The organism is Hyphomicrobiaceae bacterium, assembly GCA_041397645.1.
Lineage (GTDB): Bacteria > Pseudomonadota > Alphaproteobacteria > Rhizobiales > Hyphomicrobiaceae > Hyphomicrobium_B.
Genome location: JAWKWE010000004.1, coordinates 2058623 through 2077860, shown reverse-complemented (window position 1 = coordinate 2077860; position 19238 = coordinate 2058623). Strand labels below are relative to the sequence as shown.

19 protein-coding genes are annotated in these 19238 nt (G+C 58.6%); 10 read left to right on the top strand and 9 right to left on the bottom strand.

Going from position 1 to position 19238, the window contains the following annotated elements; translation table 11 throughout:
* Positions 1 to 102: 102 nt before the first annotated feature.
* Complete coding sequence (locus R3D51_09655; GenBank protein ID MEZ5899747.1) at positions 103 to 1866, top strand: DUF3592 domain-containing protein; 1764 nt, start codon at positions 103 to 105, stop codon at positions 1864 to 1866.
* On the opposite strand, the gene R3D51_09650 is transcribed toward R3D51_09655, so the two are convergent.
* Positions 1858 to 2739, bottom strand: coding sequence for a DUF4846 domain-containing protein (locus R3D51_09650; GenBank protein ID MEZ5899746.1), 882 nt, complete (start codon positions 2737 to 2739; stop codon positions 1858 to 1860). The genes R3D51_09655 and R3D51_09650 overlap by 9 nt on opposite strands.
* 118 nt (positions 2740 to 2857) lie before the next feature.
* Here R3D51_09650 and R3D51_09645 point away from each other — a divergent pair, with 118 nt between their 5' ends.
* On the top strand, positions 2858 to 3163 hold the full coding sequence (locus tag R3D51_09645; GenBank protein MEZ5899745.1) for a hypothetical protein: 306 nt from the start codon (positions 2858 to 2860) through the stop codon (positions 3161 to 3163).
* Between the two features lie 37 nt (positions 3164 to 3200).
* Here R3D51_09645 and R3D51_09640 read toward each other — a convergent pair whose 3' ends face one another.
* Both R3D51_09640 and R3D51_09635 read right to left on the bottom strand, forming a co-directional pair.
* Positions 3201 to 3578, bottom strand: a complete 378-nt coding sequence (locus R3D51_09640) for an S-adenosylmethionine decarboxylase (GenBank protein ID MEZ5899744.1) — start codon at positions 3576 to 3578, stop codon at positions 3201 to 3203.
* Between the two features lie 310 nt (positions 3579 to 3888).
* Positions 3889 to 4089: a DUF2735 domain-containing protein gene (locus tag R3D51_09635; GenBank protein ID MEZ5899743.1), complete on the bottom strand. Its 201-nt coding sequence runs from the start codon at positions 4087 to 4089 to the stop codon at positions 3889 to 3891.
* A gap of 412 nt (positions 4090 to 4501) precedes the next feature.
* On the opposite strand from R3D51_09635, the gene R3D51_09630 reads away from it, so the two are divergent.
* Positions 4502 to 5542 (top strand): glutamine synthetase beta-grasp domain-containing protein, encoded by a 1041-nt coding sequence (locus R3D51_09630; protein ID MEZ5899742.1) that lies wholly within the window; start codon positions 4502 to 4504, stop codon positions 5540 to 5542.
* 269 nt (positions 5543 to 5811) lie between these two features.
* Here R3D51_09630 and glnA read toward each other — a convergent pair whose 3' ends face one another.
* Entirely contained in the window at positions 5812 to 7221 is a 1410-nt protein-coding gene (glnA, locus tag R3D51_09625; GenBank protein ID MEZ5899741.1) for a type I glutamate--ammonia ligase, read from the bottom strand.
* A gap of 110 nt (positions 7222 to 7331) precedes the next feature.
* The gene (locus R3D51_09620; GenBank protein ID MEZ5899740.1) at positions 7332 to 7670 is read right to left on the bottom strand and encodes a P-II family nitrogen regulator; all 339 of its coding nucleotides are present in this window, start codon (positions 7668 to 7670) and stop codon (positions 7332 to 7334) included.
* Between the two features lie 345 nt (positions 7671 to 8015).
* On the opposite strand from R3D51_09620, the gene R3D51_09615 reads away from it, so the two are divergent.
* Positions 8016 to 9605: an NAD(P)H-hydrate dehydratase gene (locus tag R3D51_09615; GenBank protein MEZ5899739.1), complete on the top strand. Its 1590-nt coding sequence runs from the start codon at positions 8016 to 8018 to the stop codon at positions 9603 to 9605.
* Positions 9606 to 9632: 27 nt separating this feature from the next.
* Here the strand turns inward: R3D51_09615 and R3D51_09610 are convergent, their stop codons facing one another.
* Together R3D51_09610 and R3D51_09605 are read right to left on the bottom strand one after the other, a co-directional pair.
* A complete protein-coding gene (locus R3D51_09610) occupies positions 9633 to 10016 on the bottom strand; it encodes a cupin domain-containing protein (GenBank protein MEZ5899738.1) in 384 nt (127 codons plus the stop codon).
* Positions 10017 to 10047: 31 nt separating this feature from the next.
* Positions 10048 to 10617, bottom strand: a complete 570-nt coding sequence (locus tag R3D51_09605; GenBank protein ID MEZ5899737.1) for a thioesterase family protein — start codon at positions 10615 to 10617, stop codon at positions 10048 to 10050.
* A 249-nt stretch (positions 10618 to 10866) separates the two neighbouring features.
* Here R3D51_09605 and R3D51_09600 point away from each other — a divergent pair, with 249 nt between their 5' ends.
* From R3D51_09600 to R3D51_09585, 4 genes are all read left to right on the top strand, one after another.
* Positions 10867 to 12723: a tetratricopeptide repeat protein gene (locus R3D51_09600; protein MEZ5899736.1), complete on the top strand. Its 1857-nt coding sequence runs from the start codon at positions 10867 to 10869 to the stop codon at positions 12721 to 12723.
* A gap of 162 nt (positions 12724 to 12885) precedes the next feature.
* On the top strand, positions 12886 to 14340 hold the full coding sequence (locus R3D51_09595; GenBank protein ID MEZ5899735.1) for a deoxyribodipyrimidine photo-lyase: 1455 nt from the start codon (positions 12886 to 12888) through the stop codon (positions 14338 to 14340).
* Positions 14341 to 14557: 217 nt separating this feature from the next.
* On the top strand, positions 14558 to 14983 hold the full coding sequence (locus R3D51_09590; GenBank protein MEZ5899734.1) for a L,D-transpeptidase: 426 nt from the start codon (positions 14558 to 14560) through the stop codon (positions 14981 to 14983).
* A 214-nt stretch (positions 14984 to 15197) separates the two neighbouring features.
* Positions 15198 to 16046, top strand: a complete 849-nt coding sequence (locus tag R3D51_09585) for a L,D-transpeptidase family protein (GenBank protein ID MEZ5899733.1) — start codon at positions 15198 to 15200, stop codon at positions 16044 to 16046.
* A 92-nt stretch (positions 16047 to 16138) separates the two neighbouring features.
* On the opposite strand, the gene R3D51_09580 is transcribed toward R3D51_09585, so the two are convergent.
* Positions 16139 to 17422, bottom strand: coding sequence for a DUF1134 domain-containing protein (locus tag R3D51_09580; protein ID MEZ5899732.1), 1284 nt, complete (start codon positions 17420 to 17422; stop codon positions 16139 to 16141).
* Between the two features lie 120 nt (positions 17423 to 17542).
* Positions 17543 to 17953 (bottom strand): thioesterase family protein, encoded by a 411-nt coding sequence (locus R3D51_09575; protein MEZ5899731.1) that lies wholly within the window; start codon positions 17951 to 17953, stop codon positions 17543 to 17545.
* A 305-nt stretch (positions 17954 to 18258) separates the two neighbouring features.
* Between R3D51_09575 and R3D51_09570 the strand changes: the two genes are divergently transcribed.
* Positions 18259 to 18759 carry an isoprenylcysteine carboxylmethyltransferase family protein gene (locus R3D51_09570; protein MEZ5899730.1) on the top strand — a complete coding sequence of 167 codons (501 nt, stop codon included), beginning with the start codon at positions 18259 to 18261 and terminating at the stop codon, positions 18757 to 18759.
* Between the two features lie 163 nt (positions 18760 to 18922).
* On the top strand, positions 18923 to 19237 hold the full coding sequence (locus R3D51_09565; protein MEZ5899729.1) for a hypothetical protein: 315 nt from the start codon (positions 18923 to 18925) through the stop codon (positions 19235 to 19237).
* Position 19238: the final 1 nt, after the last annotated feature.

The window sequence follows — 19238 nt, the reverse complement described above, 5'->3', positions numbered from 1 at the left end:
CGGCAATGTGAGGTGTCACGAGCGTCATCGCTGCGCCTTGTCTGTATTGTTCGCTTGCCTCGATAGTTGTTTGAAACCTTCATATTTCAGTTCAAGGCGTGGATGTTGGCTGACGACCCCGCAAAATTGCAGCGCAGAAATCTGACGACTGGCCGCGGTGCAGCGGCTGCTCTCGTCGGCATTGCGGGCGTCGCCATCATGCTTTGGGCCGCCGTTCTCGCGGCGGGGAAAATCGACGCCATCTGGCAGTCCGCCAAAGCAGCGGGGCAAATAGAGAAGCTGGTGAATTCCGGGCACGATGGGCGCGGAGTGCCGATCATTTCATTCGTCGACGCTGACGGTCGGCGACACACTTTCATGTCGCAAAGCGCAGGCAGTGCGGAACGCTATCGACCCGGCGATGAAATCGTCGTGCTGTATGACCCCGCGGATCCAGCGCAGGCTCATGTGGCCGACTACACGAGTTCATTCGCTCAGGCTTTGCTGACGGGGACCGTCGGCGCATTGCTGGTGTTGATCTCGGGGCTTTTGCGACAAAGCCGTACGCTTAGCCCGCAAGCTGGTGCGATAGAAGGCACCGCCCCGACGCGAAAGACCAGCCCGCCAAGGGTGTCTGGTATATCGGATATTCTCTCGCGCAGACTGGCGGGCGATGAACCTGAGCTGCAATACCATCCCTTCAATGCGGTCGCCGTGAAGCACTACCTTGCGGGATTGGGCAGGCCGGCTTCGGATCGCAAGGTAAAGCTGACAGAAAGCCGGCAAGCGCTCGCGGAAGGGCGCGTGCCGGTGGGGCTGACAGAGTTTCTCGCCTATGCCTGCGCGTTAGCCTATCACGAAGATGCACCGCGCTATTTGCGCACGCACTGTCCGCGCGTTGGCGAGCCCCATCTCGTAACCTATGAAGCTGGGCGCGCTCTTTGCTTTGTTTTTGAAGGTGTGACCACGATCGCAGTCGTGGACCCGGACGGCTTCCGCCCCCTTTCAGCATCTGCGGCGCTCCTCACTCCGCGCGCGGGTGCACGCCAGTATGTTCCAGAAGAATCGATTTGGGACGCCGCTCCACGTGCCCGAGCAGCCGCCCGGATGTGGAATGGGTTGCGTCCTGGCGTGGAGGAGTGGCTCAAGGGCGTGTTGCGGACAAGCGAGAACGATGACAAGCCGCCCATCCTGCTCGCGGGACATCAACGCGGGGGCGCAGCCGCGATGCTTGCGGCCTACGAGTTTGCCAAGCGCGGGCGAAATATCTGCGGGGTCGTTACCTTTGGCACCACGCACCCGGGAGGCAAGACCTTCGTTAGCGACTATGCACAACTCGGTCTGGATGAGCGCACACTGCATGTCGTCTCTCAAAGCTTTGGGCGCCGCAGTTTGCACCTGGGGGCGCGGCTGCCGGGCAACGTCTTCAGGCTCGCCCGATATCGGCCGTCTTCCGAAGTGGCCGGCACTGGCGCGAAACCGGCTCAGCGGCGTCTTGCGGAACGCTGGGCGGCCGCTGCGCTATCCATTGAGGATGGATCTGAGAGCGCGGACGAGGGCGCAATTCGTCGTCGGATGTGGCTGAAGCTCTTGGCTGCCGATCCCTCAGCACGTCGCGCGATCATGCGGGGAGACATCGAGCGACGTTACGCCTTGAGTTTAACCGCGCTGATCCTTGAAAGGTTGACGGAGTTGTATTCCGCCGAAAAAAGCGCGGAGCCTGCGTCGGCGGCCTATGCGGCTTTGAGCGAACATTTGTTGGATTCACGCGGCGTGCGGCCGGAAAGCGCGCAAGAAGCGTTTCTCACTCTCAAAGATCTGCCTCCGATGTACTCCGCTGGTGCTGGCATAAATCGCGATACGAAGTTCGCTTCATCGTCAACGTGATGAGGGCCAGCGTCGGAGTGAGCCTGGAGCAAAGGTCCATTCCGGCGTTACCAAGTTGCCAGCGGGCACGCCGTACCAGGGGGAGCCGTCGCCGTTTTGTGGGTTCCTGAGGACGTGCATCTGCTGCGCCGGCATGTAGCTCTGAATCAGAAGGAAGCGCTTCGATTGTGTGGCCGCGTTGTGGACGAGATCGGCAACGAGCACCGCGTGGCCTGGAAAGCCGCCTTTGATGAAGACATCCCCAATGGCGATGTCGCCCTCAGGCACGGGCACCAGCTCCTTCTCGAGTGATGCGGTGCCTGCATACGAGAAGACGAAGTCCAAATACTTGCGGAAGCTGGCGTAACTGGAATCCGCAGCGGCGGTCTTTCGCCACCGTTTGCCAGAGGGAGAGCTTCGCTCTCCGCGGGCCCATCTGGAGAACGGAACCCGCCCGCCCTCTGTCATATTGAAGGCGATCTCGCTGCTGCGGCCGGTTCCAAGCAACCACTCGGCGCGAAGTCGCATGACGGCGTCAGCGCATTGTTGAAGATCGCGCCCGCCGACGTCGATGTCTATGACACCGGCATGGACATCCTGGCGGGATTTTTCCGCCCCCGTGTAGAGATGCACGCGCGCGCCTTGCTCTTTCAGCGGCAAGGATCGCAGCCAGGCGGCGAATGATGAGTCTGCAACCGCATCTCTGATGAAACCCGGCGGGGGAGAGAACCGCGCTTGTAGCGTATCTCCAGCACCTGTGGCGGCCGTGGCTGGGCGCCATGCGTAAAGACCCGCGGCGCTGGACAAGCGCGTCTGCGCGCCCATGAATGCGAATGCGGCGCTGCCTCGCAGCAGCTCGCGGCGATTGAGACGATGCAAATTTCCAACGCGCATGGGCAGGCAGCGGCATGGTTAACAAATAATTCGCTTCCAGCCTGTTAAATGCAAAGAGGGGCGGAACGCGGGCATAGCGAAGCCGCCTCGTCTGAAATATTGCGAAAATGTTTCGCCCATGATGCGCTCGGTCTTCCAGTTCTGCTCCATTCTCGCACTTGGCGTCATGACGCTCAGTGTGGTGGCCCTTATGCTACCCTGGCTTGAGAGCCACGGCATACGATCGGGTCTGGCGCCGGGGACTGGTCTGCAAATGGAATCGGCCGTCTTCGGACTGGCAGTCGGCTTGTTGCTCGGCGTGCTCGCGCGCTACCACTGGGCAGATATTCCCCGCCGCGTGGTGACATGGTTCCTCGTACGCGAGCGTCAGTTCTTCTACTATGCGCTCATCGGCGGCTGTCTTGGGGTGCTGCTGTTCTACTGAGCCCGCGCATTGCAGCGCAGGCTCAGCCGATAGATTTCTAGGCCAACTCCATCGCAACAACGTCGGTTTCGCGGTCGAGAACCATGAATGTGTGCTTGGCTACGCCCCACGGTGCGATGGCTTGCAGGATGAGATCCTTGCGCAGCGTTCCACAGGTATAGAAGTCGAGCTGCACGAGCGCGGGCGATGTCTCGTCCCAGATATGTACGGCCACGTGCGAAGTCTCGATGATGGCGACGCCCGTGAGGCCTCTGTTGCCTGGCTTGTCGACGAAGGCGACATGAGGCCCAGACAGGACCTTCATTCCCTGAGCCTCGATCAGCTCGAACATCCAAGATTCGAGATATCCCCGGTCGCCTTCGAGCGGGGGCGCTGTGACTTCGAAACGTCCGATGAAGTGATGATGTTTGATCATGGCATCCTCTCGCGGAACGATGCGGCCAACCGCTCCCGATGCATTGGCATTCGGTGCAGCGAGCCAGCAATCAAAGATCCTTGAGGCGCGTCCTCGGGCAGCCTTCTTGGCGCTTCACGTCGCGAACTTGCGCACTGCCTTATCAAATCAGCTTAACACGACACGGTCGGTTTGGAGGTGTGATCCGCGCCACAGAATTAAAAAAGGCGGCCTCGATAGGCCGCCTTGAATTTTGTCGTTACACTAGGCCCACTTTTCTCAAGCGACCCAGAGTAACTGTCTGGATCCGCCTGTAGGGGCAAACCGCAGACTAGCTAGAACGCTTCGGCATGTGTGACGTTGTAACTGCGTCCTCATGATACCAAGCACCTGTGCAGATCGTCACCGGCATCTGCGCCAGCTCGTCTGACAGGTCTTGTGTATGGGAGCGATTTACATCGCTCCCAGCCATACGACCACGCGGAGGGAATGCGTAGATCTTGGCGGTGTGTCCGGGACTGAATGTTGCCATGGAGGCCTCGCTTGTCTTCTATCCAAATTTCTTCCTTGGCCCCTGACAATAGCACGATTTGCATCGAAATCACGCAATTGCCTAAATAAGAACTGCAAATTGTATATATTATAGGCACTCCCCCCATTGCACTCTTTTGATGCGCCTTTCTAACATCTATGGCGCTCGTGATGGTTCATTGCTGTTGCGCAGAACGTCGTGAGAAGTCTTCAAAGCGGATGATTGTCCTGGTCGAATTCAACCGTGGGGGCCGCGAAATATCAGCAACTGCGGGCCGTGTTCAAAACGCACGGACCAGCATTTGGTTTCGACCGACAGTCCTATGCCTGCCTGTTGAGCAAAAACTCAATCGCCTGAAATTTCTGCGGTTGCACCGCAGTGCTCAATGTCATTAACCCGGGAGTATGCCTGCATGACGAAATACAAACTCGAATATATCTGGCTGGATGGCTACACGCCGGTGCCGAACCTGCGTGGAAAGACTCAAATTAAGGAGTACAGCGCCTTCCCGTCACTCGAGGAATTGCCACTTTGGGGCTTCGATGGAAGCTCAACGATGCAGGCTGAAGGACACAGCTCGGATTGTGTGTTGAAGCCCGTTGCAGTTTATCCTGATCCCGCACGCACAAACGGCGCTCTCGTTATGTGCGAAGTCATGATGCCTGATGGTGTGACGCCGCATGCTTCCAACAAGCGCGCTACCATTCTCGATGATGAAGGCGCCTGGTTTGGGTTTGAACAAGAGTACTTCTTCTACAAGAACGGTCGTCCGCTCGGTTTTCCGGATTCGGGTTATCCCGCGCCGCAGGGGCAGTACTACACCGGCGTCGGCTACAAGAATGTCGGCGATGTTGCGCGTGAAATCGTCGAGCAACATCTCGATCTATGCCTTGCCGCTGGCATCAACCATGAAGGTATCAACGCCGAAGTGGCGAAGGGCCAGTGGGAATTCCAGGTTTTCGGCAAGGGCTCCAAGAAGGCCGCCGATGAGATGTGGATGGCGCGCTACCTGCTTCTCCGTCTGACAGAGAAATATGCCATCGACATCGAGTTCCACTGCAAGCCGCTGGGCGATACCGATTGGAACGGCTCGGGCATGCACGCCAACTTCTCGACCTCCTATATGCGCGAAGTCGGCGGCAAGGAGTATTTCGAATCGATGATGAAGGAATTCGAGAAGAACCTTGAAGACCACATCGCTGTCTATGGTCCCGATAATCATCTGCGCCTAACGGGCAAGCACGAGACCGCACCGTGGAACAAGTTCAGCTATGGCGTGGCTGACCGTGGTGCTTCGATCCGCGTGCCGCACTCGTTCGTCAAGAACGGATACAAGGGCTATCTGGAAGACCGTCGCCCGAACTCGCAAGGCGACCCATACCAGATCGCGTCGCAGATCCTGCGCACGATCTCTACGGTTCCGATGGCTGGTAAGAAGGCTGCAGCCGCGTAACCGTTAGACCGCCGGCCCGGAGTTGCATCCAACGGCAGCTTCGGGCCGGCATATATTTATGATTTCGCCTCGTGAGAGATCCTTCGTTTCGACGCTTGCAGAGCGTTCGCTCCACAGAGGGCGACGCGGATCGAAAAAGACGGCGACAATGCGAGCCCTTCGCAGAGCCCCATCCAAGAAGGCTTCGTCATTCAGTCGAGCTGAGAAAAGGCAACAAAAAAAAGGCGGCCCGCTGAAGCCGCCTTTTTCATTTGAACATGTCGCTTTGCTTAAACGGAGTAGTACATATCGTACTCGACCGGGTGCGGCGTCATCTCGTAGCGCATGTTCTCTTCCATGCGGAGCGCGATGTAAGCGTCGATCATGTCGTCGTTCATGACGCCGCCCTTCTTCAAGAACTCGCGGTCCTTGTCCAAGCTGTCGAGCGCCTCGCGCAGCGAGCCAGAAACGGTTGGGATCTGTGCGAGCTCTGCCGGCGGCAGGTCGTACAAGTTCTTGTCCATGGCCGGACCCGGATCGGTCTTGTTCTGGATGCCATCGAGGCCTGCCATCAACATCGCCGTGAAAGCGAGGTACGGATTGGCCGACGGATCGGGGAAGCGAACCTCGATGCGCTTGGCCTTGGGCGAGGAAACGTGCGGAATGCGGCACGACGCCGAACGGTTGCGCGCCGAGTAGGCGAGCAGCACGGGAGCTTCATAGCCGGGAACAAGGCGCTTGTAGGAGTTGGTCGACGGGTTCGTGAAAGCGTTGATCGCTTTGGCATGCTTCAGAATACCGCCAATATAGTGCAGGCACGTCTGAGAGAGGTCGGCGTACTTGTCGCCCGCGAACATCGGCTGACTGCCCTTCCAGATCGACTGGTGGACGTGCATGCCTGAGCCGTTATCGCCAAACAGCGGCTTCGGCATGAAGGTTGCCGTTTTGCCGTAGGCCTGGGCGACCTGATGGACGACATACTTATAGATCTGCATGTGGTCGGCCATGGTGATCATCGGGCCGAACTTCACGCCGAGTTCGTGCTGGGCGGCAGCAACTTCGTGGTGATGCTTTTCGACGGTAACGCCCATCTCGATGAGAACCGACAACATCTCCGAACGAATGTCCTGGCAGCTGTCGATCGGGGGAACCGGGAAGTAGCCGCCCTTGACGCGCGGGCGATGGCCCAGGTTGCCCATCTCGTAATCGGTTGACGAGTTCACCGGCAGCTCCGAGCTGTCGATCTTGTAGCCGACATTGTACATATCGGTAGAGAACTTCACGTCATCGAAGATAAAGAACTCGGCTTCCGGACCGAAGAAGACCTGATCGCCGATGCCAAGCGACATCATATAGGCCTGGGCCTTCTTGGCGATGCCGCGCGGATCGCGCTCGTAGGCTTGACCGGTCGAGGGCTCGATGACGTCGCAGAAGATCGCGACCGTCGTTTGAGCAAAGAAGGGGTCAATATGTGCAGACGCCGGATCGGGCATCAAAAGCATGTCTGAGGCTTCAATGGACTTCCATCCGGCGATCGAGGAGCCGTCGAACGCATAGCCGTCCTTGAAAACGTCCTCATCGATGCAGGAAACGTCCGCAGTGACGTGTTGCATCTTGCCTTTGGTATCGGAGAACCGCAGATCTACGAACTTCGCATCCTTGTCCTTGATAAGCTTCAGGACATCACTCGCGCTCTTCATAAGAACTCCCCTGTGTGGTCAGTCGTTGGGCGCAACACGCCTATCCGCGCGCGCACCGCTTGCCAAGCCTAAAACTTAGGCACGGCGACCCAGTTGGTCTGTTATTTGGATCAGATAGCTTCGCTGCCGGATTCGCCGGTGCGAATGCGAATGGCTTCTTCGATCGAAGAAATGAAGATTTTTCCGTCGCCGATCCGGCCTGTCTTTGCTGCTTTCTGGATAGCCGCCACGGCCTTGTCGAGCAGTTCGTCCGCTAGCACTACCTCGATTTTCACCTTCGGCAGGAAGTCGACGACGTATTCCGCGCCGCGATACAGTTCGGTATGCCCCTTCTGGCGGCCAAAGCCCTTTGCTTCGATTACGGTAATGCCCTGCAGGCCAATTTCCTGTAGAGCCTCTTTCACTTCATCGAGCTTGAACGGCTTGATGATAGCTTCGACTTTTTTCATAGCGCCCCTTGAGTTTAGAGCTCGGTTTCATCCCTTACGGTCTTGGCCCCCACAGATAGCAGGGCTTATGCCAGATCGTAGGTTTTGGGTTAGTTCTTGGTTTTACAAAGTGTTAGCGTTTTGGACGACAGTCTCCCGACGCGCCGCCCCACTTAAATAGCTCAAAAACTATGCATTGAGTTTGGAAAATGGGCGGATGTGATGGCTGTTTTGGCGGCAAATGACAATTGTTGTGGCGGGGCAGGTGTACGAAAGTGGAGTCTGAGTGGATATGAGGCAAAATCCTTGTTGCCGTCAGGGCCGCACGGTCGATAGGTCGCAGTCTTTGATTGAGGCGTCGGCAGCATGAACGAGCTGCTGACCACCGCTGAGATGTCCCAGGCTGATAAGCGCGCGGTGGAGCTGGGCGTGCCCTCGCTAACCCTGATGGAGAATGCGGGGCGGGCAATTGCCGATGAGGCCAGCAGGTTGATCTCCCAGGGGGGCAGGGCCGTTGTGTTCTGTGGTCCGGGCAACAACGGCGGCGACGGCTTCGTTGCTGCGCGATACCTGAGAGAGTGGGGCTGCGATGTGCGGGTTCTTTGTCTGGTGCCCGTAGAGAAGCTCAAGGGCGATGCCGCCAAAATGGCGAGCAGATGGGAGGGAACCGTCGAATCCGCACTTGGCCAGGCTCTCATCGTGGACTTGGGTCCCGGAGCCATCATCGTCGATGCTATTTTCGGCGCCGGATTGGCACGTGCGCCTGCTGGCGACTTTGCCGCCGCGATCGATCTGATAAACGAGGCGGCCGGTCAGGGTGCCAGAGTGCTAGCTGTGGACGTACCAAGCGGCCTCGATGGATCGACGGGTGTCCCGCTCGGTGAGGCTGTGGTGCATGCGGATCGCACGGTGACGTTCTTCCGTAAGAAGCCAGGACATCTCCTCTTTCCCGGGCACGACTTATGCGGCGAAGTCTGCGTTGCCGACATCGGCATTCCCAGCGAGGCGCTTGGTGGGGGGGCGGGAAATCGAGAGATGGGCCAGATTTTTCATGCCGTTGAGAACGCGCCGGATGTTTGGCGGTCCGGGCTGCCAGAGCTTAGGCGTTCGAGCCATAAATATACGCGCGGACATGCCTTGGTGGTCTCGGGGCCTGCTTTTCATAGCGGTGCCGCCCGCATGTCGGCGCGCGGTGCGCTTCGCATCGGCGCCGGGCTCGTCACGGTCGCAAGCCCCACATCGGCGCTACCGGAGAATGCCGCGCATCTGACGGCGATTATGCTGCTTCCTTGTCCTTCGGCCCGCGCGCTTTCGGAAATTCTACGCGACAAGCGCAAGAACGCCTGCCTGATAGGACCAGGCGCTGGCATTGATGAAGATACGCGCGATTGTGTTCTTGTTGCTTTAGAGTCGGGCGCTGCCGTGGTGCTCGATGCCGATGCGCTGACCTCCTTCGCGCAAATTGCCAATGAGGACGAGGGGGGCGGTGTCGGCTTTGGCTTTACGGGAGCTGCAAGACCGATGACATCGCGGCCCGATACGCTTTTTTCTGCGATTAACTCGTTGGGCGAGCGGGCGGTGGTGATGACGCCGCATGAGGGTGAGTTCAAGCGGCTGTTTCCGAAATTTGCAGAGCTTCCTTCGAAACTGGAGCGTGCCCGCATGGCGGCGCGGGAAAGCGGAGCCGTTGTCGTACTCAAGGGGCCCGACACGGTCATTGCGAGGCCGGATGGCTTTGCCGCAATCAACACAAATGCGCCGCCGACGCTTGCCACCGCCGGTTCCGGTGATGTGCTTGCTGGTTTCGTGACAGGGTTACTCGCTCAAGGCATGCCGGCCTTCGAGGCCGCGTGTGCTGCCGTCTGGATGCATGGCGAGTGCGCCAATGCATTCGGCCCCGGGTTGATCGCCGAAGACATTCCCGAAGCCTTGCCCGGAGTCTTGCGAAAATTGTGAAGGCTTGATCAGATGCGCCTTCGCCCCCTACCATTTTCCGGGCACGAACTCCGCCTCGTCCATGCCGGGCCATGGCGGCATCGTTACACCAATAGCTTCGAGCGGCGCATCGCCCAGGCTGCGAAATTGAAATGATGTGCCGGTCGGGATTGAAAGCGACAGACCAGGCGCAAGTGCGATGATCTCTTCTCCTCTGCTATCGCTCAACCACATCTCGCCGATGCCTGCCACGATATACCAGAGCTCTTGCACTGTTCGATGGCGTACGGCCTTCGAGACTGTATGAGGATCGAGCGAAAAGCGCGCCATGCTTCCGCGTCCATTCTGCGCAAGAATATCGACGCGCGAGCCATCCGGCGCGCTAACCGTTACAGCTTTCGATAGTTCGACGGGCGAGAATTTCGTGGTCATCGAAGTATCATTGACCGTGCCGGCGGCATTGTCACGTCGCCTGTATGTCGGTGCGGATCGCCGTCTTCATGGCTTCGTCTGTCGCGAGGTAGGCGGCGACGCGCGGGGGCATATCAGGGCTTTGCCCGCTCAATCCGATCTCCTCCATCAAGCGTGAGATCGGCACGAATTTGCGCGCGGCTCGGTCATACAACCCACCTTTGAACAGGGCGTGGGCGGCGACCTGTCCGTTATGCGGTCCGCCTTCAAGAACAAAGATCTGCTCAATGATGCTGACGGTATCGTCCCACCAGAGGATGCGCGACTCGAGCCTGAACTTCTGAAACAGACGCATCTCGCGCCGAAAGCGGATGACGACGGCGCTGGCTATTGGCGTCCACTTGTGGCGTGCGGCGGCGCGGAACAGCCCCGAACGCACCATTATGTCGGTGCGGCCCAGATCCATGATCGTGAGGTAGCGCCCGTTGTTCATATGACCAAAGGGATCGAGGTCGTGCGGCCATACCCGGAACGATACACTCGAGACGTCCTGTGGCGGCTTGAGCACGCCGCCGAGCCATCCGGCAATCACCACCCAGATCATGCGAAGCCATAAATTCATGTGTGGTTTTCCAATTTTGCCTGTTACGGCGGGGCTCTAAGATCAAGATTGGGAACGGTCAAGCGATGAGCGAGCTTGTGATTGCAAAACCTCAGGTTTTGGCATTTCGTCCTCGACGGGCCATAATGAACCGATAGAAGCAATCTGGCGTGCAAAGAAGTTGAGTCGGGTACGCCAGAATCTGGCAGGTACGCGAACGCCCGCCGCCAAGATTGAGTTACGCTGGGAGAGACCGCTCCAAGGGGATCGATGCGCCGTAATCTGCTTCCATCTGTGCTGCATCTGGGTTTTGCCGCGTTGCTGGTATCCACGGCAGCGGTGGGAATACCATGCTTTGTTTCCAGCGCCTTTGCTGCCGACGACGGCGCGGCTGGGGGACCGATTGCGCCAGGGGGGCAGCAAGGTTCTAACGCCCAAGCTGACGCCAGCACGCCGGGACAGAAAGCAGCTGAGGCTGCGCAAGAGCTGGCACGCGGAAACACTGCCAAAGCGGTGGCCGCCTATACCGAGGCTCTGAAAGATACGGGGCTTGCCAACGATCGCCGCGCTGGACTGTTGAACGACCGGGCCGTGGCTTTGGCAAAATCGGGCGAGGCGAAGCTGGCGCTTGAAGACTATAACGCCGCGCTGAAGCTGTTTGCAGAATATCCGCCAGCCTACAACAACCGCGGCAATCTTCTGGTTTCGCTCGGACAGTATCAGGAAGCGATCAAGGACTATGACCGCGCCATTCTCCTAGCACCCCGCTACTCTGCCGCGTTCTCCAATCGAGCCAATGCGCGTCTCAAACTCGGGCAGCAGCAGCAAGCGATAGCAGACTTTACGCGCGCCATCGAACTTGCGCCGCAAAGCGCCCCACCGCTATCGGGTCGTGGACTGGCGCATTTGGCCGAAGGCAAGCCGCACGCTGCCATTCGTGATTTTTCGCGGGCGGTGAACGCCGATGCGCGCTTTGCCACTGCCTATCGCAATCGCGCCGAGGCGCGGCTCGTGATCGGGCAGGGCGAGGAGGCAATCGAGGATCTCTCCCGCGCCGCTGCATTCGATGGCGACAATGCCGATCTCTACATCGTGCGCGGATATGCTTATCTCGACGCCGCCAACGTAATGTCGGCGATCAAGGATTTTTCGCGCGCCATCGAGTTGGCGCCGTCGTCTGTCGAAGCCTATGAGGCGCGCGGATTGGCAAATGGGATGGCTGAATCCTACGATGCGGGCTTTGCCGATCTCAATCGCGCTATTGAGCTAGATCCGCGTTCGGCCGTGGCGTTTGCGTTCCGGGCTTATCTCTACAAGCAGACGCAGCAGCTCGACGTGGCGCAGAAGGACATGAACGCGGCCTTGAAGCTTCAGGCCGACCTCGCCGAAGTGCAGTGGGCGCTGGGAGAGATGGAGGAGGCGCGTGGGCGCCCTGACGCAGCCATCGTTGCACAGCGCAAGGCCACCGTCTTGAAGCCCGGTTTTAAGCTCGCCGAAGATGCATTGAAGCGACTGGGCGCTGCCGACGACACCGCAGCCGATGAAAAGGTGGCAGGGGCCGGCATCGCAAACTGGAACATAGTTTCGCGCAAGAATGCGTTTTTTGCCGTCTCTGATGACTATCCCAACGTGCGCATCCCACTTGAGATGATGGGGGAAGGGACGCCTAAACTCCTTGAGTGGGAACTCAAGAAGGAGCCCTACAAGGGCTATGGCGTCTTGCGTTTCGCTGCAGGCCAGGTGGTTGGTCCCTCAGGTGCGGAAGATACCGAGCAGTCGGCTATCATCGATATCGAAAACGACAAGGTCATCGCTATCCAGCCCAGCCGGCAGGGTAAAAAGGTCGCCAAGTGGACTTGGGAGGATGATCGCGTTCAGATCGCCAGTATCGACGGCGTCACGGACGAATTTCCGCTGCGCCTAAACGCGCCCGTCGTAGCTGAGCCTGCGATACCGAAGGGGGGAGCAAGCCGGCGGACGGCCTCCAAGTCGTACAGCGGCTCGACATGGTCGCCGTGGGACCAGCCATTCGGAGAATTTCAAGGTAACCAGCCCTCCCGCCGATCTGCCTCGCAGCGCCGGCATCAGCCGAAGCCGAAAAGCATTTTCGATCTGCTGTTTAACTGACCTGCACATCAAAAGTGATCTAATCGCGGTTTCGTGCGTTTAGGACTTGCTGCGGTGGCTTGAGCCAAAGCGTCGGCTGGTTCTGTCGCTGGCTGCGCCTCCCACACTGGCTCGCCGCCGCAGTGCTTGCATTTGGCCCGTTCATCCCTATTCGACAGTCCAATGTCACAACGTCCCGTTATTGTCTGGTTTCGCAACGATTTGCGTGTGAGCGATAACGCAGCACTGGCGGCAGCGGTCGCAACCGGTGACCCTGTTTTAGCGCTCTACATTCTCGACGATGAAACACCGGGCGTCTGGCGAATGGGGGGGGCTTCGCGCTGGTGGCTCCACATGAGCCTTGCAGCGCTCAGCGATGCGTTGACGGAACGGGGCGGTGCTCTGCTTCTGTTGCGGGGCGAAACGCAACACATCCTCAGCAAGCTCGCCCTGGAGGTACAAGCATCATCTGTTTTCTGTTCGCGCGCTTATGAGCCTCATGCGGCCGTACTCGAACAGCGTCTCAAGGAGCATTTCGATACGAACGGTATCGGTTTCAGGCGCTACGGTGGAGCGCTCTTGCGCGAACCGGAAGAGATCAGAACGAAGGGCGGCGACGTCTACAAGGTCTATACCCCGTTCTGGAGGGCGCTGAGCAACGGGCTCACTGTGTCCGCTCCAAAGCCCGCACCCAAGCAGATCGTTTCTCCCCCGCGCTTGCCAAAGGGGCTTGCGCTTGAGGCGCTTGATCTGTTGCCGCACAAGCCGGACTGGGCTGGCGGCTTTCGCACATCCTGGACGCCGGGCGAGAAAGGGGCACAAGCACGCTTGGATCGCTTCTTGAAGCACGCGATGAAGGACTACGCGGATGCGCGTAACCTCCCGGCCATAGAAGGAACTTCGCGGCTGTCTCCGCATCTGCACTTTGGTGAAATCTCTCCGCGCATGTGCTGGTATCGTGCGGGCCAGGTGGCCGCGGGCTTGGGAGGGGCGGACAAAGGACACGAAACTTTTTTAAAGGAACTGGCTTGGCGCGAGTTCTCATATGCGTTGCTGGTCGATCGACCCGACTTGCCCTCAGCGCCGTTTCGATCCGAGTTCGCGCAATTTCCCTGGAAGAACGACGCTGCTGCCTTGAAAGCCTGGCAGCGTGGTCTCACCGGTTATCCTATTGTCGACGCGGGTATGCGCGAGCTTTGGCATACGGGCTATATGCATAATCGAGTTCGCATGATTGCAGCATCGTTCCTCGTAAAGGATCTGCTCATCCCCTGGCAGTCGGGCGAGCAGTGGTTCTGGGACACACTTGTTGATGCGGATCTTGCGAACAATGCTGCAAGCTGGCAATGGGTGGCCGGATCGGGTGCGGATGCAGCGCCGTATTTCCGTATTTTCAATCCGGTCACACAAGGTGAGAAGTTTGATCCGCAAGGAAGCTACGTCCGGCGGTACGTGCCTGAGCTTTCCAATCTACCTGATGAGTATATCCACGCGCCGTGGACTGCGCCGCCATCCGTTTTGGAGAATGCCGGCGTTACGCTTGGCTCGAACTATCCGGAAAGATTGGTTGAACATGCCTTCGCGCGGCGTCGGGCGTTGCTGGCCTATGAGAATGTGAAGGCGCCTATTTCCGAATAATTGCCACTCGCAAGTACTGCTTTGAAAGTCTTCAACGTCGATACGTGCCAGTACGGACTTGCACTAGTGTCACATATACCCGATGTTCACTAATGGGATAGATTTGTCGGCTCTTAACGGCTGTTAAGTAACGCAAGGATACGACAGCCTATCTCAGGGCGGGAAACATTCGGCCCGGCGTTCAATCGAGTTCCAGTTGCGTTCGAGGGTTCAAGAAATGTTGAGGGGTTTAACGGCAGCCGCCGTCATGGGGCTGTCTATGCTGGCCGTTCCTGTGGCCGCCAAGGCTGATGTTGCCGTCCAAATCAGCACAAGTTCTCAGACCATGGACGTCTTCGTTGACGGGATGCACTATTACTCGTGGCCGGTATCGACCGGTCGGCGCGGGTATTCAACGCCTCATGGCAGATATAGCGCCAAGCGCATGGAGCGCATGTGGTACTCGACCAAGTATGACTCTGCGCCGATGCCATATTCCATTTTCTTTCGCGGCGGTTACGCGATCCATGCAACTCAGCATACGCAATATCTCGGCAGGCCAGCGTCGCACGGGTGCGTTCGGCTAGCGCCTTCCCACGCCCGCCAGCTGTATTCCCTTGTCTCAAACCACGGGATGAGACGAACAAGAATTTCCGTCTACTAACTTCTATGCCGGCATTTTATTGAAGCACTAAAATGAGGCCGGTCGAGACGAATGAAAATAGTTCGAAAAGACAATTGGATAGGGGGAGGTTGGGTGCGTGGCAGGAATGCCATCTAATCCTGCAAATCGTCCATCTCGTTAAGCATTCGGCACCGTTTATCGTATAATTGTTGTCGCGCATTCGAGCGTTTAGTTCCTGAGATTGGAGTTGGTGATGTTGCGTAAAGGCATTTTGGCGTTGGCTTGTCTGACTATGTTGTCAGACGCTTCAATGGCCCAAGCCGAGCCGGCCAAACAAGATGCGACGGTTGTTGCAAAGGCAGATGAGAGTTCGGATCTGCTGGAGGATTCCGGCAGTTCGGTCAAAGAGCAAACTCCCTCCGAAGCAACCACACCTGAAGCCAAGACAACGCCGGAATCGCAACCTGCGGAGGCCGAAGCGAAAGCCCAACCGGCGCCGCTTCCCGATCCCACGTTGAAAGTTTCGATTGACCTTGCATCACAGACACTGACCGTTCGCGAATACGGAAACGTCAAGTATTCGTGGCCGATCTCGTCAGGCACCGCCAGCCATCCCACGCCGCGCGGAACGTTCCGTCCCCAGTGGACCGCCAAGATGTGGTACTCGCGCAAATACGATAACGCGCCGATGCCCCATGCCGTCTTCATCAACGGCGGCGTTGCGGTTCACGCAACTTACGCCACGAAGTACCTGGGCCGTCCGGCTTCGCATGGCTGCATTCGCCTTGCGCCGAGCAATGCCAAGACATTCTACAACCTCGTGCACAAGCACGGTCTCAAGATGACGCGCGTTTCGGTCTATGGCACGCCGAAGTACAGCGCGCCGGCGATTGCTCGTAAGTCCGCTCCAGCGCAGAAGTACGCCAGCCAGAACAGCGGTTGGAGCCTGTTCGACTTTGGCTCTTCTCCCTCTTCGGCTTACAATCCGAACTTCGTCAAGAAGGGGAAAAAGCCTGCTTACGCCAACAGCAAAAAGTCAAACGCACAGGCGCGCCGCTACTATTATAAAAAGTACGGCTCCGCCAGCAACGGATGGTGGTGAGATCCAGAGCTTTGCTCAATGAAAAGCCCGGCGACTTCGCCGGGCTTTTTGTTTGGCGTTTCGATCCAAATTCTGTCGCAGGAGTCTGTGCTTCAAAATGGGTTCCATGTCGCTGTCGGTGTAAAGCGCACGTAGCCGACATTGGCGCCCACCCTCAAACCAAGCCCCGTGCGAATGGGCGCCATAATGACGTCTCCGCCCTTGAGGACCGTCATTCCGACGCCACCGACGAAGAACGCCGATCCATCGACGCCCGTAAAGCTGCGGTAGAGGCCTTGCTCATTGTCCAGCTTATATATCAGGAACATGGTGCGTGTTCCCGAGGCGCCGAAATCGCCGCCAATTGAAGGTCCGTGCCACCACACCTTTCGCGTCTCTGGCCGATGGCGCATGTAAAGTGTGCCCTCACCGAAGCGAAGGCCGGCCAGGAAAGCGCCGCCACCCTCCGTGCCGAGTACATACGCGGTGGGCCGGCCCGAGGTTTTGAATGCGTGCTCGATCACGCTGGCAAGGTTGGTCGAGATAGTGCCGAAGAAGCCGCGCGTGGCGTCGCGGATTTCCTCGATCGAATAACCATCAGGTTCCCCAGCAGCGGAACCTGCCCCGCCTGGTGCAGGCACGGGTACCGGCACACTTTCATCGGGATCGGCTTGGTAGCCAGCATTGGGTTTGGTCTTTGCCGACCAATCGTCGCGCATAGCAACCTGTGGCTTCGCCGCGGGTTTGGGCTCTGCCTTTGCTGCCTTCGGCTCAGCTTTGGGAGTTTGAGACTTCGTTGCGGGCGCCGCAGACTTCGCGACTTCGCTCTTGGGTGTCTCGGCCTTTGAGGTTTCAGTCTTTGCTGCCTCAGTCTTCTTGACTTCGGTGCTTGGCGCTTCGCTTTTTGCAGGGTCTGCTTTGCCCGCCGAGGCGACGCGCCCGCTCTTGGCTTCGGCTTCCGCTATCTTGGCATCAAGGCGCTCCAGGATGTAGTCCGACTTGGTTCGCACGATGCCCAACAGTTCCTTGCCTAACGCGTCGATATCGGCAACTTCCGCGCAGCTAGGAGGTTTGCCGTCGGGCAGACGACCAAGGCTGTCTATTTTCAGCAGCAACTCGCTGCTCTTGGCGTCGAGCTGATCCAGCTGATCGTCGTGAATCGCCTGCAGCGCGGCATCCTCGTAATCGGTGTCGGAAAGCCCAGTCGCTTCCTGGTAGCGCCTCATACGTTGCTGGATCTTCGGCTGAACAGCGCGGCTCGCTTTGCTCAGCTCCGCGCCCGAGCGGTCGACTGCGGCCGCATAGTCGGTGGCCGTGCATTCTTCTGCGTGCGCGAATGGTGCGCCAGCCGCGGTCAGTGCCATCAGGCCCAACACGAGCATCAAACGTCTCAACATCGCGATATGCACTCCATGAGTGGGCTCCCGCTCCCCGCACCCTTTTCCGATCGTCTTAGCATGCCGTGTGCAGAAGCCATAAAAGCGGCAATGATGGCGGGGCTTGGCCCAGCCCGGCCCTTAGGCTCCCGCCGATGATTTTTGTGCCAACCGCGCCATGAAGCGGGCCGTGTCCACCACAACCCGGATATGGGTGCCCTTGCCGATCGTTTCGATACCGTCATGAGCTTCGACGGCAAATGTCAGTTTGCGGCCGTCCACGGCGATCAACTTGGCATGGGCCGTCACGGTTAGCCCCTCCGGCGTTGCTGAGATGTGATGGACATCGAGATGGGTACCCAGGCTTTGATGTCCATCAGGCAGGAGCTTCTCCACACAGTCGACGGCGGCGCCTTCCATCAACGCGATCATCGAGGGACTGGCGAAAACCGGCGCGCCGCCGGAGCCCATGGCCGGTGCCATCCGCTCGGGAGCAACCTTGATCCGCGCTGAGCCTTCAATGCCAGGCTGAAGTTTAGAGAGATCTGCCACGACGCCTGCTCCTTAGGCTTCTTTCAGTGCCCCGCGCACGGGCGCTGAGCCTTTGGGCAATAGGGCGGCTAGTGTCGCCCTGCAAGTGTTAACGGCCAGGGACGGATGTCAGGTCATGTTAGCCAACGTTAATTCGCTTCTAAGGGCGCTCATTTCGGGCCTCAAGAGCTGGCCCTGGCCTTGCATTTTCACCCTCAGTTGGCCGCGCAGCGTTTCAGATTGGGATGTGTTTGGCGCGGTAATGGACAAATGCTGCGGTGACGCCCTGACAAGGCGGCTTCGCAGCCAGCCTGGGAAAGTCTGCCATGTTGGCCCGCGTCGAAATGCAAGAACCCGTTGTCGAACTGAAGGGCGCGCTGAACCGCATCGATCTGTCGGCCTGGATCAGTGGCGCATCGTTCGCAATCGGTATGATGCTGGCATCCTCCCCCCAGATGGCCAGGAGCATTCTTGTCGGCGGGCCGGGGCTGTATGTCCCCGTCGCGGCTTTCCTGCTGTTTCTTGGATGCGTGCTTGCGATCCAGCGGCACATGCGGTTGTCGTTGCTGGCAAATACATTTGGTGAGCCGCGCCGCCTCGTGACGTCGGGCATCTTCCGCTACTCTCGCAATCCCATCTACGTTGCCTTCTTTCTACCATTGGCCTCGATCGCGGTGTTTTCTGTATCGGCGGCGATCGCGGCGGCTGCCATCTACATCCTGGCGATGAACCTTACGGTCATTCGGAAGGAGGAGCGCGATCTGATGGCGGCTTTCGGCGAGGACTATGCACACTATCTCTCGTGCGTTCCCCGCTGGCTTATCTGAGCTTCCCTGTCGTCCCCGCGGTGAGATGTGTCTCCCCTATTGTGGCGCAAAGCGAGATTAGCCTGTTTGCGTGTCCTTGAGACGCCAGACATTGGCTGGGCCATCGGCTAAATCAGGACGGGATTGGTCTTTGCCGTAGCTGGGAAACGCAAGGAGGGAAGAAATGCGCCATCTTCGCCGCTTCTTCGTGGCCTTGTCCGTATTGTGCCTGTTGCCATTGGCAAGCGTTCTGGTCAGCGCCACGATAGCAGCCCTGGCGGGCTGCGAACTCAACGAAGCCTCAACTTCGGTGTGCTCTATTGCCGGCGTGGACATTGGAGGCGTGTTGTCTGCCATGTTTGTGTTGGGATGGACCGCGCTTGTCAGTCTGCCGGTGCTTCTTGGAGTTCTCATCCTCTGGGGGCTCGTAGAGGCGTGGACGCGCTGGCGTGCGCGGCGCAAGGCCCGAAAGGCCATACCGGCTGCCCTGGAGAACTGAC

Coding starts and splice junctions, on each gene's coding strand:
- R3D51_09655 (MEZ5899747.1), top strand. CDS start 103: ATGTTGGCTGACGACCCCGCAAAATTGCAGCGCAGAAATCTGACGACT.
- R3D51_09650 (MEZ5899746.1), bottom strand. CDS start 2,739: ATGCGCGTTGGAAATTTGCATCGTCTCAATCGCCGCGAGCTGCTGCGA.
- R3D51_09645 (MEZ5899745.1), top strand. CDS start 2,858: ATGATGCGCTCGGTCTTCCAGTTCTGCTCCATTCTCGCACTTGGCGTC.
- R3D51_09640 (MEZ5899744.1), bottom strand. CDS start 3,578: ATGATCAAACATCATCACTTCATCGGACGTTTCGAAGTCACAGCGCCC.
- R3D51_09635 (MEZ5899743.1), bottom strand. CDS start 4,089: ATGGCAACATTCAGTCCCGGACACACCGCCAAGATCTACGCATTCCCT.
- R3D51_09630 (MEZ5899742.1), top strand. CDS start 4,502: ATGACGAAATACAAACTCGAATATATCTGGCTGGATGGCTACACGCCG.
- glnA (MEZ5899741.1), bottom strand. CDS start 7,221: ATGAAGAGCGCGAGTGATGTCCTGAAGCTTATCAAGGACAAGGATGCG.
- R3D51_09620 (MEZ5899740.1), bottom strand. CDS start 7,670: ATGAAAAAAGTCGAAGCTATCATCAAGCCGTTCAAGCTCGATGAAGTG.
- R3D51_09615 (MEZ5899739.1), top strand. CDS start 8,016: ATGAACGAGCTGCTGACCACCGCTGAGATGTCCCAGGCTGATAAGCGC.
- R3D51_09610 (MEZ5899738.1), bottom strand. CDS start 10,016: ATGACCACGAAATTCTCGCCCGTCGAACTATCGAAAGCTGTAACGGTT.
- R3D51_09605 (MEZ5899737.1), bottom strand. CDS start 10,617: ATGAATTTATGGCTTCGCATGATCTGGGTGGTGATTGCCGGATGGCTC.
- R3D51_09600 (MEZ5899736.1), top strand. CDS start 10,867: ATGCGCCGTAATCTGCTTCCATCTGTGCTGCATCTGGGTTTTGCCGCG.
- R3D51_09595 (MEZ5899735.1), top strand. CDS start 12,886: ATGTCACAACGTCCCGTTATTGTCTGGTTTCGCAACGATTTGCGTGTG.
- R3D51_09590 (MEZ5899734.1), top strand. CDS start 14,558: ATGTTGAGGGGTTTAACGGCAGCCGCCGTCATGGGGCTGTCTATGCTG.
- R3D51_09585 (MEZ5899733.1), top strand. CDS start 15,198: ATGTTGCGTAAAGGCATTTTGGCGTTGGCTTGTCTGACTATGTTGTCA.
- R3D51_09580 (MEZ5899732.1), bottom strand. CDS start 17,422: ATGTTGAGACGTTTGATGCTCGTGTTGGGCCTGATGGCACTGACCGCG.
- R3D51_09570 (MEZ5899730.1), top strand. CDS start 18,259: ATGTTGGCCCGCGTCGAAATGCAAGAACCCGTTGTCGAACTGAAGGGC.
- R3D51_09565 (MEZ5899729.1), top strand. CDS start 18,923: ATGCGCCATCTTCGCCGCTTCTTCGTGGCCTTGTCCGTATTGTGCCTG.